The organism is Streptomyces liangshanensis, from assembly GCF_011694815.1.
In the GTDB taxonomy this organism is placed as follows: Bacteria; Actinomycetota; Actinomycetes; order Streptomycetales; family Streptomycetaceae; genus Streptomyces; species Streptomyces liangshanensis.
In genome coordinates this window covers 7,399,949-7,415,577 of the sequence record NZ_CP050177.1, presented here as the reverse complement: position 1 = coordinate 7,415,577, position 15,629 = coordinate 7,399,949, and the positions used below count along the sequence as shown (strand labels likewise).

At 70.6% G+C, this 15,629-nt stretch carries 13 protein-coding genes and 1 pseudogene; 7 read left to right on the top strand and 7 right to left on the bottom strand.

The genetic code is table 11. The features are described from left to right. Positions 1-332 precede the first annotated feature (332 nt). Complete coding sequence (locus HA039_RS32245; protein ID WP_341830047.1) at positions 333-1,412, top strand: GNAT family N-acetyltransferase; 1,080 nt, start codon at positions 333-335, stop codon at positions 1,410-1,412. Positions 1,413-1,489: 77 nt separating this feature from the next. Here HA039_RS32245 and HA039_RS32240 read toward each other — a convergent pair whose 3' ends face one another. The 4 genes and pseudogenes from HA039_RS32240 to HA039_RS32225 form a co-directional block, all read right to left on the bottom strand. Further along, a complete protein-coding gene (locus HA039_RS32240) occupies positions 1,490-1,951 on the bottom strand; it encodes a VOC family protein (protein WP_167035384.1) in 462 nt (153 codons plus the stop codon). Positions 1,952-2,128: 177 nt separating this feature from the next. Then, positions 2,129-2,497 carry an alkyl sulfatase C-terminal domain-containing protein gene (locus HA039_RS32235; protein ID WP_167035381.1) on the bottom strand — a complete coding sequence of 123 codons (369 nt, stop codon included), beginning with the start codon at positions 2,495-2,497 and terminating at the stop codon, positions 2,129-2,131. A 38-nt stretch (positions 2,498-2,535) separates the two neighbouring features. Then, positions 2,536-2,666: pseudogene (locus HA039_RS32230) on the bottom strand (serine hydrolase); the annotation flags it as partial. A gap of 210 nt (positions 2,667-2,876) precedes the next feature. Further along, positions 2,877-5,699, bottom strand: coding sequence for an AfsR/SARP family transcriptional regulator (locus tag HA039_RS32225; protein ID WP_167035379.1), 2,823 nt, complete (start codon positions 5,697-5,699; stop codon positions 2,877-2,879). Positions 5,700-5,962: 263 nt separating this feature from the next. On the opposite strand from HA039_RS32225, the gene HA039_RS32220 reads away from it, so the two are divergent. Then, the gene (locus HA039_RS32220) at positions 5,963-6,409 is read left to right on the top strand and encodes a hypothetical protein (RefSeq protein WP_167035377.1); all 447 of its coding nucleotides are present in this window, start codon (positions 5,963-5,965) and stop codon (positions 6,407-6,409) included. Positions 6,410-6,919: 510 nt separating this feature from the next. Here the strand turns inward: HA039_RS32220 and tal are convergent. Next, the gene (gene tal, locus HA039_RS33675; protein WP_243869895.1) at positions 6,920-8,494 is read right to left on the bottom strand and encodes a transaldolase; all 1,575 of its coding nucleotides are present in this window, start codon (positions 8,492-8,494) and stop codon (positions 6,920-6,922) included. 125 nt (positions 8,495-8,619) lie between these two features. After that, the gene (locus tag HA039_RS32205) at positions 8,620-9,288 is read right to left on the bottom strand and encodes a hypothetical protein (RefSeq protein WP_167035375.1); all 669 of its coding nucleotides are present in this window, start codon (positions 9,286-9,288) and stop codon (positions 8,620-8,622) included. A gap of 127 nt (positions 9,289-9,415) precedes the next feature. Here HA039_RS32205 and HA039_RS32200 point away from each other — a divergent pair, with 127 nt between their 5' ends. The 4 genes from HA039_RS32200 (at position 9,416) to HA039_RS32185 (ending at position 12,716) form a co-directional block, all read left to right on the top strand. Then, entirely contained in the window at positions 9,416-9,847 is a 432-nt protein-coding gene (locus HA039_RS32200; protein ID WP_167035373.1) for an Hsp20/alpha crystallin family protein, read from the top strand. A 137-nt stretch (positions 9,848-9,984) separates the two neighbouring features. Then, the gene (locus HA039_RS32195) at positions 9,985-10,401 is read left to right on the top strand and encodes a DUF2267 domain-containing protein (RefSeq protein WP_167035371.1); all 417 of its coding nucleotides are present in this window, start codon (positions 9,985-9,987) and stop codon (positions 10,399-10,401) included. A gap of 97 nt (positions 10,402-10,498) precedes the next feature. Continuing rightward, positions 10,499-11,383 (top strand): RNA polymerase sigma factor SigF, encoded by an 885-nt coding sequence (locus HA039_RS32190; RefSeq protein ID WP_167037952.1) that lies wholly within the window; start codon positions 10,499-10,501, stop codon positions 11,381-11,383. Between the two features lie 994 nt (positions 11,384-12,377). Further along, a complete protein-coding gene (locus tag HA039_RS32185; RefSeq protein WP_167035369.1) occupies positions 12,378-12,716 on the top strand; it encodes a MerR family transcriptional regulator in 339 nt (112 codons plus the stop codon). Positions 12,717-12,917: 201 nt separating this feature from the next. On the opposite strand, the gene HA039_RS32180 is transcribed toward HA039_RS32185, so the two are convergent. Then, complete coding sequence (locus HA039_RS32180) at positions 12,918-14,093, bottom strand: spore photoproduct lyase family protein (RefSeq protein ID WP_167035367.1); 1,176 nt, start codon at positions 14,091-14,093, stop codon at positions 12,918-12,920. A 248-nt stretch (positions 14,094-14,341) separates the two neighbouring features. Between HA039_RS32180 and HA039_RS32175 the strand changes: the two genes are divergently transcribed. Beyond that, complete coding sequence (locus tag HA039_RS32175; protein ID WP_167035365.1) at positions 14,342-15,628, top strand: PP2C family protein-serine/threonine phosphatase; 1,287 nt, start codon at positions 14,342-14,344, stop codon at positions 15,626-15,628. The last annotated feature ends 1 nt before the right edge of the window (position 15,629 follow it).

The following is a 15,629-nucleotide window of genomic DNA, read 5'->3' as shown; positions in this document are numbered from 1 at the left end:
GGCCAATTGAGTCACGGGAGCTAGGTCTACTCGGCCGGAGGACCCCGCCCCGGGACGTACACCCCAATGAGGGCGCGTCGGCCCCGGCCCCGCGACGAGTTCACGACCACCCCGGCCTCCGGCGCCCGCGCCCCGCCGACGCCGTTCCCGTACGACTGGCCCACTCGGCATCCTCGGCGATTCGGCCAACCCCCTTTCACGACAGTGCCGTTGCGGGGTACGGGTCGGCGCACCCCCCACGGGCCGCGGCCCGTTCCCCGCCGGACCACGAACCGACCGAAAGACACCAGTTCGATACGGGAGGCCGCGTCGTTGAACCCCACGAAGCAGCCGTGTCCGACAGGAGAAGCCTGGTGACCATCGACTCCGTACCCGCCACCGCGACCGACCCGGGGGGCACCGGTGGGTGGGTTCCGGTGCGGGCGGCGACGTCCGCCGATGCCGAGGGCATCGTCCGGATGCGCTCCGCCCATGTCCTGTCCCGGCCCCTGGACGAGGAGTGGATCGGGCGTTCCGCGGACGAGCTGGCTCCCCGGCTGGGTCCGGCGGGTGACGCGCGGGCGTTCGTCGTGGACGCCCCGGACGGCACCATGGCCGCCTGCGCCCTCGGCGTGATCCATTCCGTCCTCCCGGCCCCGGCCTCCCCCCGGGGCCTGGCCGCCCGCGTGCACGTCGTGGCCACGCGCCCCGGCTTCCGGCGGCGCGGCTACGCCCGCGCGGTGGTCACCACGCTGCTCGACCACCTCGCCGACGTCGAGGACGTCACCCTGTTCGAGCTCCACGCCGGCGTGGAGGCGCAGCCGCTCTACCGGGAGCTGGGCTTCACGGGGAGTCCGGCGCTGATGCGGATGACGCGTCCCGCGCCCACGGCCACGGAGACGGCCACGCCCGTGGCGGGCTCGTCGCGGAGCGGCGCGTCGTGGTTGCCGCCCGAGCAGTACGCCGAGACGGTGCTCAAGGCCACCGCGTTCGCGTGCGTGTACTTCACCGACGAGGACGACCGGCCGCTCCAACTGCACTCCGTCTACTCCCCCGCCCACCCGTGGCAGTTGGTCGGCGGGACGATGGACCCCGGCGAGCGGCCCTTCGAGACGGCCCTGCGCGAGTGCCGGGAGGAGACCGGCCTGACCGTGTCCGGCCCACCCCGGCTGCTGGCGACCGTGTACGGGCTGCCCGGCGCGGCGTGGCCGTACAGCACGATCGGGATGGTCTTCGACGGCGGCCGGCTCACCGCGGCGCAGATCGGCGGCATCTCCCTCGACCCTCGGGAGCACGACCCCCGCGTCCTGCCCCTGGCCGGGTGGGAGGCGCTGATGCCGGCCCGCGACTTCGCACGCCTCACCGCGGTGGCCGAGGCCCGGCGTACCGGCGTGGCCGCGTACTTCGGCGCGTGGGACTGGGGGGACGAATGAGCGGTGGTACGGGGGGAGTCCGGCCGCGTGGCGCGCGCTTCGCGGGGCGGCCGGGCTCCCGGGCCGGGCCGGCCGTGTCAGTCCAGGCAGAACTCGTTGCCCTCGGGATCGGTCATCACGAGGAAGCCCGCGCTCATCGGCGGAGCGGGCTCGTGGCGACGCAGCCGCGCCGCTCCCAGCGCGACGAGCCGGTCGCACTCGGCCTCCAGCGCCGCCATCCGCTCCTCCCCCTCCAGTCCGGGGGCCGCGCGGACGTCGAGGTGGACGCGGTTCTTGGTGACCTTGTCCTCCGGCACCTGCTGGAAGAACACCCGCGGGCCGTGCCCGTCCGGGTCCTCGATGGCGGATCGCGTGTTGCGCTGGTCCTCCGGTACGCCGATCCGCGCGAGGAAGTCGTCCCACGCGGCCAGCGCGTCGGCGCCCTCGGGCAGGTCGACCCCGGGCGGGGCGGGGTGGATGTAGCCCAGCGCGTCGCGCCAGAAGGACGACAGGGCCCGCGGGTCGTGGGCGTCGAAGGTGACCTGGATGTGGCGGCTCATCGGGTTGCTCCGTTCGTGGCGGCTTGCGCGTGCGGCAGGTGGTGGATCAGCTCCCGGTGGCTGTGCGGCACCGGGTCGGCATCTTCCATGGAGCGCACCCTGCCACCTGTCGCGGACAGAAACGGTCCGCTGATGCGGCGTGGTGGAGGTCGGCCGTCTCTGCGAGCCGAGCGCCTGTCAGATGTTCGGGACGACGACGTCGAACCCGGCGGTGAACGTGTCGAGCAGGTCCAGCAGGGTGTCGAGATCCGTCCGGTCGCCGTTCAGGGCCGCGGTGTTCGCCGCCAGCAGGTCGTCGAGGGTCGTCGCGCCGTAGGCGAGGTCGGCCAGGGCGGCATGGTGGATACGGAGCGTGCCGGCCGGGTTCTCGGCGGGGTCCGGCGCCGTGTGCCGGAGGATGCCGTTCTCGACGATCAGCCGGAACCGTTCCTCGGCGGGGCCGCCCTGGTCCCCGGTGACGTCCAGGCCGATACGGAGGCGGACGGCCGCGGCACGCGGGCCGTTGAGCCGGACGGCGAGGTAGTCGAGGAGCATCCCGGTGCTCATCCCGGCCGCGAGACCTGGGGCGGCGTTGCCGGACGGCCGCGGTCCCGTAGCACGTGCCGTACCAGTACGTTCTCCTTGCCGGCCGCGGCGAACTCGGGCCAGTACGCGGCGATCGGCGCGGACAGGTCGAGGCGGCCCGGTCGGCAAGGATCAGCGCGCAGAGGGCAGTCATGTCATGAACCAGATGGTGGACCGCTGCCGGGAGGAGGACAACCGGGGCATGGAGATCCTCCTGGCCGCGTACGACGGACTGCGGTGACCACCGGGCGGGGGACGTCCCCACTGTGCAGAGAGCGTGGCCGCGGCGACTGCCCCGGAGTTGATGTCCTCTCCAGGCGCCATCAAGGTCGGCGGACCTGCGTGCGCAAGGCGGGGCAGATCATTGCCTTGCCGCCAGGATGCGGTGGTGCAAGGTGGCGGCGTCGGCGTCCAGGCCCCGGTCGGTGTAGATGGAAGCGGCTTCCTGCCAGCAGTCGATTGCCTCGGTCACGCGGCCGAGGGCGTACAGCGAGGTGGCGAGGACGGTGAGAGGCCCGGCGAGGGTTTCTTCATGGCTGCCCAGGGACGCGCGGCCGAGCGCGATGGCGCGTCGGCTGTTGATGATGGCTGTGTCGTGGTCGCCGATGCCCTGCCATCCCACGGCGACGGCCGCGAGAGCGCATGCTTCGCCATCGGTGTCGCCGAGCTGGTGGCGCAGTTTCGCGCTGCGTGTGCCGCAGTCGATGGCCTGCTGGTGATTGCCGAGATCGGAATGGAGTGCGGCGAGGTGCCCGTCCGCCACCGCTTCCCACCGACCGGTGTCGAATCCTCGGCTGAGCAGGCGGGCTTTCTCGAAGTGTTGCCGCGCTTCGACGAAGCGGGTCTTCTGACGCAGGAGCTGGCCGAGTTCGATGCGGGCGGCGATCTGGACGTGGACGTTGCCGGCGTCCTGGGCGAGTCGGCAAGCGCGGGTGAGGTCCGCCTGCGCGTCGGGATGCTGCAGGTGAGCCAGTGCCTCTCCGCGGGCGAGGAGGGCGTTCGCCTCGTGGAGGATCTGGCCGGACCGCCGTGCCGCATGGAGACCCGCGCCGGCAGTATCGACGCGTTCCTCCCAACCGCCCATGAGCACGAGGAAGCCAAGAGCGTCGACGAGGTACAGGGCGTAGTCGTCCATGGTGCGGTCCACTGCGTGGTACAGAGCGGCGATCAGGTTGGCGCGTTCGTCGGTGAACCAGGCCCAGGCCTCGTCGCGGTCGGCCAGGGGCAGGGAGTGGTCGGGCTCTGCGACGGTCGCAACCACGCGTGTGCAGCTCGGGTAGAGCAGGCGGTCGGCGGTGTGGGCGGTGTGGCTGTACCAGGTGAGCATGGCGTCGAGGGCGTCGCGCTGCCGGCCCTCGGTGTCGTGCTCACCGGCCAGCTCCTCCGCGTAGGCGCGCAAGAGGTCGTGGAAGCGGTATCGGTCATGTGCGACGGGTTCGATGAGGTGTGCGTCGGCCAGCCCGTTGAGCAGTTGCCGGGTCTCGCGTGGCGGCCGTTGCGCGAGGGCTGCGGCCGCGGGTGTCGAGATGTCCGGGCCCGGGTGCAGGCCCAGCCGCCGGAACAGGTTCGCGTGCACGACGGACAACTGGTCGTAGGACCAGGCGAATACGTTGCGGACCGCCGCGTAGGGGTCTCGGCCCCAGCTGAGTGCGTCGAGCTTGGAGTTTTCCTGGGCGAGCTCGCCGACGATGTCGGCGACGGAGACGTTTTCGTACGCGGCTGCGCGCCCTGCGGCGATCCGCAGCGCCAGCGGCAGACGCGCGCACAGCCGGATGAGGGTCTCCACCGCACCCGGTTCCGCTCGGGCCCGATGAGGCCCGATGATGCCGACGACCAGTTCCAGCGCCTCGGACGGGGCGAGCACATCGAGTGTGAGGCGGTGTGCGCCCTCGGTGATCACCAGGCCGGTCAGGCTGTCGCGGCTGGTCACGACCACCATGCAGCCGGGGGCTCCGGGCAGCAGCGGGCGGACCTGCTCGGCACTGTGGGCGTTGTCCAGCACGATCAGCATGCGCCGTCCCGCCGCGAGCGTACGGAAGAGTCCCGAGCGGGCGCCGGTGCCGGCTGGTACGGCCGCCGGGTGCACGCCGAGCGCGACCAGGAAGTCGTCGAGAATCTCATCCGGACTCGCGGGCTTGCCGGGGCCGTACCCGCGGAGGTTGGTGTGGAGTGTCCCGTCGGGGAACCGGTCCTGCACCCGGTGGGCCCAGTGCACCGCGAGCGTCGTCTTGCCCACTCCGCCCGAGCCGTCGAGTGCGGAGATCACCACGGCCTGGCCACGGGCCGGCGGCAGCAGGGCGTCGAGCGCGAGCAGGTGATCGGCCCGGCCGATGAAGTCAGGGACCCTCTGCGGAAGTTGTCGTGGCACTGGCGGGGCAACGGACCACGGCTGCCTCATCGCGGGCACGCGATGGACGCCCTGGGTGCGATGGTCCGGGCGGGCCCCGGGTTGTTCTCCGCGCAGGATCTGCTCATGCAGGCGCCGCACATCCGCCCCGGGGTCGACGCCGAGTTCCTTGGCGAGGCTGGTTCTGAGGCGGTGGAAGACGTGCAGCGCGTCCGCGCGCCGGCCGCAGTGGACCAGCGCCTCCATCCACTGCATGTGCAGTGTTTCGCGCAGTGGATGGTCGTGCACGAGATCTGCCAGGTCATCGGCGACCTCGTGGTGCTCGCCGAGTTCCATCCGCCATGTGACCGAAAGCTCCAGCGCGCTGAGCCGCTGCTCGTCCAGCCGTGCGGCGGATCTGTTCAGCGCTGCGGTGCCCAATCCCTCGAGCGCGGTCCCGCGCCAGAGATCCAGCGCTGCCCGGATCTCCGCGACTGCCTGATGCAGCCTTCCCTCCGCTGCGTGGCGACGGCTCTCGGCGACCCCAGCGGCGAACCGGAGCGAGTCGAGGTGCGGTTCCCCGACGCGGATCAGGTAGCCGTTGTCCTCGGTACGGATGAGCCGCTGTGCGATGTCGCCCAACCGCTCACGCAGCGCCGACACCGAGTTCTGCAACTGCTTCACAGCAGTCACGGGCGGCTCGTCGTCCCAGGTCATGTCCGCGAGCCTGGACAGCGGCACCACCGAGTTCGGCGCCAGCAACAACGCGGCCAGAACCCGCTGCCGCCGCGCTCCTGGCACCAGTAACCGCTCCTGGCCCGTCCGGACCTCAAGCGTGCCCAGTACGCGAAAGTCCATCCCCCGAACCGCCCTTGTCACCCAAAGTAACCCATCGGAGCATAGCGTGCGCGGAAATGCCTCCTCAACGCCCGTGGTGACGCGGTGATGACGACATGGTGACGGCACACGACAAGGTCATCGACGTGGCCACCAGCCCCGGTCGCCGGGGCAACGCCACGTCGCGCCTGTCCTGCACGACCCGGGCCGGCGGTCGATCGCCGGCCCGGCGAGGAAGGAAGCGCGATTCCTCGCTCGGAGCATCAACCAGAGGATGGAAGACAATGAGAAAGTTCATCGGCAGTCTGTTCGCCGTCATGGCCGGCGCCGTCCTGGCCACGGCACCTGGAGCCCAGGCGGCGCCCGTGGAGGCGGCCGTGGCCAGGCCCGCGGATGCCCAGCAGTCGTGGAGGACCACGTTCTACTGCGGTTCAGCGGACACATGGACTCGGTGCAGCTTCAGTTCGAGCGACTTCCCCGAGACGGCCGAGTGGCTCCCCGGCGGGTCTCCGAGCGTCCATCTACTGGTCAACAACCACGCGGCCGCAGGAGAAGCCTGCCGCATCGTCGTCAACGGAGGCCGCTTCGACGCCCGGTACATCGACCCCGGCTACAACCTCTGGACCTGGTTGGGCAACACCGGAGCCGACCCGGCGGTTCAGCTCGAGTGCATCCGCAGGAGCCAGAGCGGCGACGCGGGAATCGGAGGTTACATCCAGTTCAACTACTAGCCGACGTCCCTCGGGTCACTGTTCTACGGCCGGTGAGCCGTAGACGGTGGTCCGCCGTGTTTTGAAAGTCGGTTCTGTTCCTCGTCCCGCATCGTGATGATCTCGGTGTGGGGCGAGGGGAACTTTCTGACGCGCAGTGGGCTGTGCTGGTGCCGCAGTTGCGGTCGCGGTGTTGGGGCGGCCGTCGTTGGACCGGCGGAAACTCACCAGGGACTGAACACCCCAGCACTCCAACTGCGCACCACAGTCCTGACACCTGGCCGAGAACTCGACGGACGCGAAGACCCTCGACGGACTTCGCACACCGGCCACCCATCCACTGCCCTGCGCCGCGCTCACCCTCGAACAGGCCCAGCAAGCCATGCACCACTTGCCGGACCCGCGACGCGGGTAAGCGCGAGACTCCGAGCTGCCAGGTCGGTCCCCGGGTGCGCAGAGTACGTCGACCGGCGAGCGGCGCCATCCCCCTCACCTGTCACGGTGCAGGCGGAGGAATCGCCCGGGCGGCAATCAGTTGCTGGGCGGGGTTTTGGGGGCCAGCGTGCGGGTGACGGCCGCGACCCGCAGTTCTTCCAGGGCCGCGTTCTGGTGCTCGGCGCGTTCCAGCAGGGTGTCCAGCTTCGCTGCGTCCAGGCGCCTGTCGGTGTAGGCCAGGGCGCGCAGGCTGCGCCAACACGCTGCCTTGCCCAGGACGCCCAGAAGCATCGCCTCGGCTTCAAGGACATCGCTGAGCGGGGAGCGGGAGAAGAGGTGGCCGTTGGTCTTCAAGCGGCCGGCCTTCTCCGCGACCCAGCCCAGGGCCACCTTGGTACGGTCGACGGAGACACCCAGGTCGGCCATGATCTGTGCCAGCGCGTCACGGTCCTCCTCCACCTGACGCGCCGGATCCGTCAGGACCACTTCTTCTTTCCCGCCCTTCTTGGCGCCGGCGGCGCGCTGGAAGAGCTCCAGGCCGCCGGTCGCACCCGTGTAGTGGTCGTTGAGGTAGATCGCCAGCGAGCCGACGTTGTTCGAGGCACCGTCGGCGGCCCGGGCCGCCGACCCTGCGCCGGAGCGCATCTCGTCTGCCACCGAGGCCCCCAGCTCCGCCCAGCTGGCTTCGAACTTCTCCAGTCCCTCGCGCTCCAGAGCGTCCGTCACATCCGCGAAGTCGACACCGGCGTCCCCCAGCACCGCCAGGTGGGCTTCGGCGGCGGCGTAGTCCTCGGCGGCCGGCGGGTGGGCGGGCACGGTGCCGTGGTCGGCGAACGCGGTCAGCGTGGCGCCGGGCATGGTGTTGACCGTGCCGGCGATGACCAGGTCGCTGACGTACATCGTGTCCGGGTAGTCCGGGTTCTTCACTCCGGTGGACGCCCACAGCGGTCGCTGGGCATGGGCTCCGGCCGCGGCCAGGCGCTGCCAGCGCGGCTCGGCCACCACCTGCTCGTACGCCTGGTAGGCCAGCCGGGCGTTGGCGACCGCGGCCTTGCCCTTGAGCTCCCGGGCTTGGGTACTGTCGAGGGCGTCGAGGCGGCGGTCGACCTCGGTGTCGACGCGCGAGACGAAGAAGGAGGCGACCGAGTGGATGCCCGACAGGTCGAGCCCCGCTTCCAGGGCCTGCTCCAGGCCGCTCTGGTAGGCGCCCATCACCTTCCGGTACCGGTCCAGGAAAAAGATCAGCGTGACGTTGACGCTGATGCCCCGGGCGATGGCGGCGGTGATCGCGGCCAATCCCTCACGGGTCGCCGGAATCTTCACGAACAGGTTCGGCTCGGCCACCGCCTCCCACAGCGCGGCCGCCTGTGCGGTGGTGGCCCCCGTATCACGGGCCAGCCTGGGATCGACCTCGGTCGAGACCCGCCCGTCGACCCCGCCACTGCTGCGGAAGACCTCACGGAACGCCCGGCAGCCCTCGCGCACGTCATCGGTGGTCAAGGCCAAGACCGCGTCGTCGACCTGCGCCCCCTGAGCACCCAGGCGAGTCAGCTGGTCGTTGTAGCGGTCACCCTTGGACAGTGCGGAGGCGAAGATCGTGGGGTTGGTGGCGACCCCGACCACGTGCTTGTCGGCGATCAGCTCCATGATGGAGCGGCGCCGCCCAGCCACACGGCTGCGCGTACCGAAGACGATGCCTGCCCGCAGGGCGGGCTCGTGGCAGCGGCGTCCGCTCCCTTCCGTGTCTCCGTTTTCGCCTGCTCCACTCGCCGAAGCCGCGCCTCATGGCCCCGGCCTCACGGGAACACGCCGCGCTGCGCGCCGTGGAGGCGGCGCGTGTGGTCGGTGAGGGCGTCGAGGCGGTCGGCGAGTTCCGGATAGCGGGGTCGGAGGTGCGGTGCGGCGGCGGCCAGGGGGACCAGGAGGGTGGAGGGGTCGCTGTCCGCGAGGGCTTGGCGCAGGCGGTGGATCGAGTCCTCCGACGAGGCGGGCAGGTCCGTGAGAGCGATGATCTGGCCGGCCAGGCCCCGCAGGTCGGCGCCGTTGTCCCGCGCCCAGGCGGTGACATTCCGATCCGCGGCGCGACGATCGCGGGTCGCCTGCACACGTTGCTCGCCGGTGCTTCCCGCGGCTCCGGGGCGCTGGCGCAGGTAACGGCGTTCGGCCGCCTGGCGGCTGGCGACCCCGAGCGGGTGGGCGAGGTCCGCCCAGCTCGCCCCCGCGTCACGTGCCACCTCCACCAAGCCCGATTCCCACGCGGCGAGCTGATCGCGTACGTGACGCAGCAACAGCAGGGAGTCCAGGACCTCGCGGGGGTCCGGAAGGCCGCCGACCGGGTCGGGCGCGTGCTCCCGGGCGGTGCGCAGCGTCCGGTCGATCGCGTCCAGCGCGGCTGCGGTGGCGGCGAAGGAGACCGGTCCCGGCACCTGCGCCGCGCCGGGATCGGGCCGGTCAGCGGCTGTCATACGGACCCTCCTCACTGGTGTCATCCATTGGATGACACCTTGCTTGTCATCCAATGGATGACATGTTACAACGGATGGCAGACGAAGCGCATGGGCAGTACAGCCCGGACTTTGGAGGTGTTTCGCGATGCTGATGCGCACTGATCCCTTCCGCGAACTCGACCGGCTCACGCAGCAGTTGATGGGCCCCGGCACCTGGTCGCGGCCGGCCGCGATGCCGATGGACGCCTATCGCGACGGCGACGACTACGTGGTGGCCTTCGACCTTCCCGGTGTCGCACCGGACGCGATCGACGTCGATGTCGAGAGGAACATGCTCACGGTCAAGGCGGAGCGGCGCCCGGCGCCCCGGGCCGACGCCGTCCAGATGGAACTGGCCGAGCGCCCGCTGGGCGTGTTCTCCCGCCAGATCGTCCTGGCGGACACGCTGGACACCGAACGGATCAAGGCCGACTACGACGCGGGAGTGCTGACGCTGCGCATCCCGATCGCCGAGCGCGCCAAGCCCCGCAGGATCAGCGTCAACGGGCCCACGACGCCCCGGGAGATCTCCGGCTGAACCGGCCCGCCCCACCGCGGAGGACGAGGCGTCCACCGCCTCGTCCTCCGCGCCCCCGAACGGCAACAACCCCACACGCCGGTTCGCGCTGCCTCGGCGCGAGCGGGCCCAGGCACGAGAAAGGCATCCGAGGAGAGATGTTCCAGCAGTCCCCGGTGATGACGTACGAACAGATGCTGGAGAGGATCCGGTACGAGGGGGCCTACAGCACCCGGGAACGCGCCGACCACGCGGCACGTGCCGTGCTCGCCGGCCTGGGCCGGCAGCTGACCGGCCAGGAACGCGCCGCTCTCGCCGCGCGACTTCCCCTCGAGGCGGCCCTGGTCCTGACCGCTCAGGTGCCCACCGCCGAGCCACTCACCGGCTGGGGCTTCGTCAAGGACCTTTCCGCCCGGAGCGGGACCAGTCCCGCCGTCGCACGCTGGGACACCGGCTCCGTGTTCTCCGCTCTCGCCACCCTGGCGGGTCCCGAGCTGCTCACCGGCATCCTGGCCCAGCTCCCGGCCGGCTACGCGCTCCTGTTCGGCCGGGCGGAGCTGGTCCAGGCCGCCTGACGCACCGACCCCCGGAGCCCCGGAATCCGTCCCCCGGAGGCAACAGACGCGGCGGTCCCGCACTCACTTCGGTCCATGTCAAGGAGAGACCATGCCCATGCCCCATCCGTCCACGACGCCGCCGCGGAGCCGGACAGCGATATCGGACGACGACGCCCGGACCGGCGGGCTGCCCCGGATCGAGGACGCGGAGAAGATCACGCCGAGGGACGCCAGGGACCTGTCGAGGCTGTTCTTCGACCGGTTGGGCGTGCTGGAGGAGGGCACCCCGGCGTACCAGTACGCCCGGAACACGCTCATCGAGATGAACCTGTCCCTGGTCAAGTTCGCGGCGCGGCGCTTCCGTAACCGCGCCGATCAGATGGAGGACATCGTCCAGGTGGGGACGATCGGGCTGATCAAGGCGATCGACCGGTTCGAACTGTCCCGCGAGGTCGAGTTCACCACCTTCGCCGTCCCGTACATCGTGGGCGAGATCAAGCGGTTCTTCCGTGACACCAGCTGGGCCGTGCACGTGCCCCGGCGTCTCCAGGAGCTGCGGGTCGAACTGGCGCGCGCCAAGGACCACTTGGCGGTCGTCCTGGACCGCGACCCCACCGTGCGCGAACTCGCCACGCACCTGGAGCTGACCGAGGACGAGGTCATCGAGGGCCTCGTCGCCGCGAACGGCTACCACAGCGACTCGCTCGACCTGCCCGCCGACCCCGGTACCAGCTCCCGGGGCGGCACGCGGACCACCTCCCTCGCCGACTTCGTGGGCACCTGCGACCCCGCCATGGAACTGGTCGAGGACTTCCACAGCCTCGCCCCGCTCCTGGCCACCCTCGGCGACCGCGAACGCCTCATCCTGGAACTGCGCTTCGGCCAGGAACTGACCCAGGCCGAGATCGGCGAACGCCTGGGCATCTCCCAGATGCACGTCTCCCGCCTCCTCTCGCGCACCCTGACCCGCCTCCGCGCCGGACTCCTTGTCGAGGACTGAGCGTCGGGCGCCCGGCGGGTCACTGCGGTGGCGCGGACGAGGGGGTTGAGCACGGGCCGGCCGAAGCTGCCGGTGCCGCTGTTCAGGTCGGGGGCGCGCATGCGCGGCGTCCGCGGGCGGGCCTCCGCGGCCGCGGAGCTGGATGGTGGCGGCGTCGAGATCTCCATCAGGTCCGCTCTCGCCGCAGGGTCGCAGCGCCTGGACCTCCTGCCGGTCACGCCTCCTCCTCAGCCCGGCCGTCCGGTCCGGTGGGCCCCGATTGCCTCATCACCGGACACGCGGAAATCTATGTCGGCCGGAGTAGACATTGGATGGTGTTGTGGTTATGGTTTCTCTCGTAGCCAGAAGGACAGCAGGGCCGGGCAGAGACGAACTGCCGGGCAGCAGTGCAGTAGTTGCGGTATGCAGGGCGGTTCGGTGGTGGAGTTCCGAAGCCAGAGCGGTAACAGGACGGCGACGGGACTGACAACCGGACCGGGTGGCCCGAGGTGATCAGGGGCCGCCGTGAGCAGTACCCCAGCAGTGCGGGAAGGTCAGCAACACCTCGGTGAAGGCGTCGGCTGCGGGCGCGCGCACCGGGAGGTTCGGCAGTGGGGTTCCCAGCCAGGGCAAACGCAGGACGGGCGACGGGGCCGGCTGCCGAAGACGTGGCGCCGTCACGGGCCACCGGGCAGTACGTATCACCAGCAGTACGGAGAAACGCAGTATCAGCGGTTGGCAAATGGTTGATCCCAGAGGGAAGAACGGAGGGGCCGAGCGCCATCAGGATCGCCCGGGCGGAATGACTGGGCCCGGGTACCGCAGGACATCGACAGTGAGGTGGTCTCCGGTCAAGCAATCGCGATCCCCGCAGTCCCCATCCTCTCCCGGGTGGGCATGCGGACACAGAAGGCCGGTGCTGTGTCACGGCCGGCAGATGGTGTAGCAGTTCCTTCGGGGCCTTGGTGCCAAGTGGCACCAAGGCCCCTCCACGCGTTCCAAGAGAGAGGTGCAAATGACCGCAGGCGACTCGTTCGGCCGTCTCGACGACGACGACTACCCCGCCTACACCATGGGCCGGGCGGCCGAGATACTCGGCACCACCCAGGGCTTCCTCCGCGCCGTCGGTGAAGCCCGCCTCATCACCCCGCTCCGCTCCGCCGGCGGGCACCGCCGCTACTCGCGCTACCAACTGCGCATCGCGGCCCGCGCCCGGGAACTGGTCGACCAGGGCACCCCCATCGAGGCCGCCTGCCGCATCGTGATCCTCGAAGACCAACTCGAAGAAGCCCGGCGCATCAACGCCGAATACCGCCGCACCACCGAACCCGCGGACCCGACAGCCACAGCCTGAGTCCGCTCCCTCCCTGTCGACCCGAGGCCTCCCGGCCGTCAACCGCTCGCAGACGCCACCTGGAACGCTTCGGCGAACCAGGTGCCGCGTCGCCCGGCGTCAGGTCGGCGCCGCCGGTCAGCTGGTGGAACGCGTAGAGGTGCCGTCGGGCCCCTCATCCGGTGTTGTCTCATCCATGGATCCGCCTGTTGCCCCGCTGTCTCAGAAGGCGTACCTCACGGTGAGCCACGGTGTACGGGTTGCCAGGAGCCGGTGGAGGCGTGCGAGTGCGTCTCGCTTGACGCTCAGGGCGTAGCGGACGTTGACGGCGCCGTTCTGGGAGCGTTTGGTCTCCTGGAGGGCCGGTTGCCACAGGACCTCCTCGGCGCGGGGGTGCCAACCCAGGTTGACTTCGTGGAGTCGCTGGTTGTGGGTCAGCATGATGATCTCGCAGGCCGCTTGGTCCTTCACGCGGGCGGGCAGCACGTCGTCGAGGTGCGTGAGCAGGTCGGCCCAGTCGGTCTCCCACCCGGGACGCAGCACGACGGGAGAGAGGTTGAAGTGCACCTCGTAGCCGGCGTCGAGGAAGTCGGCCGCGGCGGCGATCCGCTCGGCTACGGGGGTGGTGCGCAGGTCCAACAGGCGTGCGTCGTGATCGGGCATGACGGAGAAGCGCACGCGAGTACGCCCCCGCGGGTCGAGCGCGAGCAGGTCGGGATTGACGAACTTCGTCGCGAAGGACGCCTTCGCCGTCGGCAGCACGCGGAACGCGGCGATGAGGTCCGCGGTGTTGTCGCAGACCAGTGCGTCGACGGAACAGTCACCGTTCTCCCCGATGTCGTAGACCCATGAGTGGGGATCGCATTGATTGGGGACGGTCTTGGGGCCCTGGGCCCGTACGTGGCGTCGGACGTGCGCCACGATGGCCTCGATGTTCGTGAACAGCGTGATGGGGTTCGCGTAACCCTTACGGCGCGGGACGTAGCAGTAGGCGCAGGCCATCGCGCAGCCGTTGGAGGGGCCCGGGGCGATCCAGTCGGCGGACCTGCCGTTGGGGCGCGTGACGAGGTGATGCTTGATCCCGAGCACCAGCGTCTCCGTCTTGATACGGACCCAGCGGCCGACGTTGCCGTCGTTCCCGTGGAGGGCGGGAATACGCCAGTGACCGGGCACCTCGGTCACGGACACCCCGGGCAGCCGGGCCATGATCTGCCGACCGCGTGGGGAGTCCAGTGCGGCCGGCTCGGCGAAGACCTCCCGTACACCGAGCATCCGCCGCGCCTCCGGGCTGTCGCGGAAGGCCGACCGCGGGCTCTGTGCCGGTCCGATGTCGGCCCAATCGAACAGCGGCTGCTGCTCAGGTTCCTCCGGGGCGGGTCCCGTTACGGCTTGACCCATGTGCGTTCCTCTCCGGGCCGAGGGGGTTCGGCCGCCATACGAACACAGGAGTCCCGGCCGGAGCGGCGCCCCGCCGTCCCGCACCTGCCCGGGGACAATCCTGATCCGGGGGACGATCCTGAATATCGTCGGCGGTCGGCACCAGGGCCGGGCGGCGGGGTCCACAGCAGCGTACCGATGCCCGGGTCGGGCCCAGGCACTCCGGGACGAACCGATCCGCGCGGGACTCTTGAGAAAGGCGGCACATCATGGACCTGGAGCGTGAGGCGGGCGGGCGGCGTATGTTCGCCGATCTGCTGGCCGCCAGTCACCTCATGCCCATCGACCGGCTCCCGGAGGCGACGGCCGCACACGCCCGGGCCGCGGGGTTCTCGCAGGTCCTGATCTACCTCGGTGACCTGCAGCGACGGGTACTGCGTCTGCTGGACGGGACCGCCGAGTCCGGCGAGGGGTACGAGCGGGAGATGCGCGTCGACGGCACCACTCCCGGCCGGGCCTACCAGTACGGTCATATTCTGCCCGCGGCCCCATCGGGGAGTTCCGGCATGTCCTGGTGGGTGCCGCTCCTGGACGGCACCGAGCGTCTCGGCGTCCTGCGTGTGACGGCCGGACGGGACGACGCGCGTACGCGGGAGGACATGGACCGGCTCGCGGCACTCCTCGCGCTCATCATCGTCAGCAAACGAACCTCCAGCGACACGCTGGCCAAACTGGCCAGGACGGGTCCGCTGAGTATCGCCGCGGAGATGCAGTGGAACCTGATGCCCCCCAGTGCCTATGCCGACGGGCGGGTGGTGATCTGCGCGTCCATGGAACCGGCTTACCGGATCAGCGGCGACGCGTACGAGTACGCCATCGACGGTCCGCTGGTCCACCTGGCTCTCTTCGACGCGATGGGGCACGACACCGCCGCCGGCCTCTGTGCGGCGCTGACCCTGGGGGCGTGTCGCAACGCCCGCCGGGCGGGTGCCGATCTGATCACCATGGGCGAGATCGTGGAGGCCGCGCTGATCGAGGAGTACGACCACCGCCGTTACGCGACCGGCATCCTCGCCACCCTGGACACCCGTACGGGCCTGTTGAGTTGGGTCAACCGTGGTCACCACCGGCCCATCATCATCCGCGGCAGCCGCTGGAGTACGCATCCCGCGTGCCGGCCCGCCCATCCTCTGGGCACCGGTCTGGGCCTGGCAAGCACCATCTGCCGGGAACAGCTGGAGCCAGGTGATCGCGTCGTGCTCTACACCGACGGCATCACCGAAGCGCGCCGTCCGGGAGGGGAGGAGTTCGGCCTCACCCGTTTCACCGACTTCATCATCCGCCATCACGCCGACGGCCTGCCCGTCCCCGAAACCCTGCGCCGCCTGGTCCAGGCGGTGCTCGCCTATCACGACGGGGTGCTCCAGGACGACGCCACCGTCCTGCTGTGCGAGTGGCTCGGCCCCGACCCCGACGACACGGGCAGGGCGGCTACGCTGTCCGGCCTGCCGGAGGGCAACACGTCCGTCGCCCCCAGCGACCTCAGGAGGGCCTGAC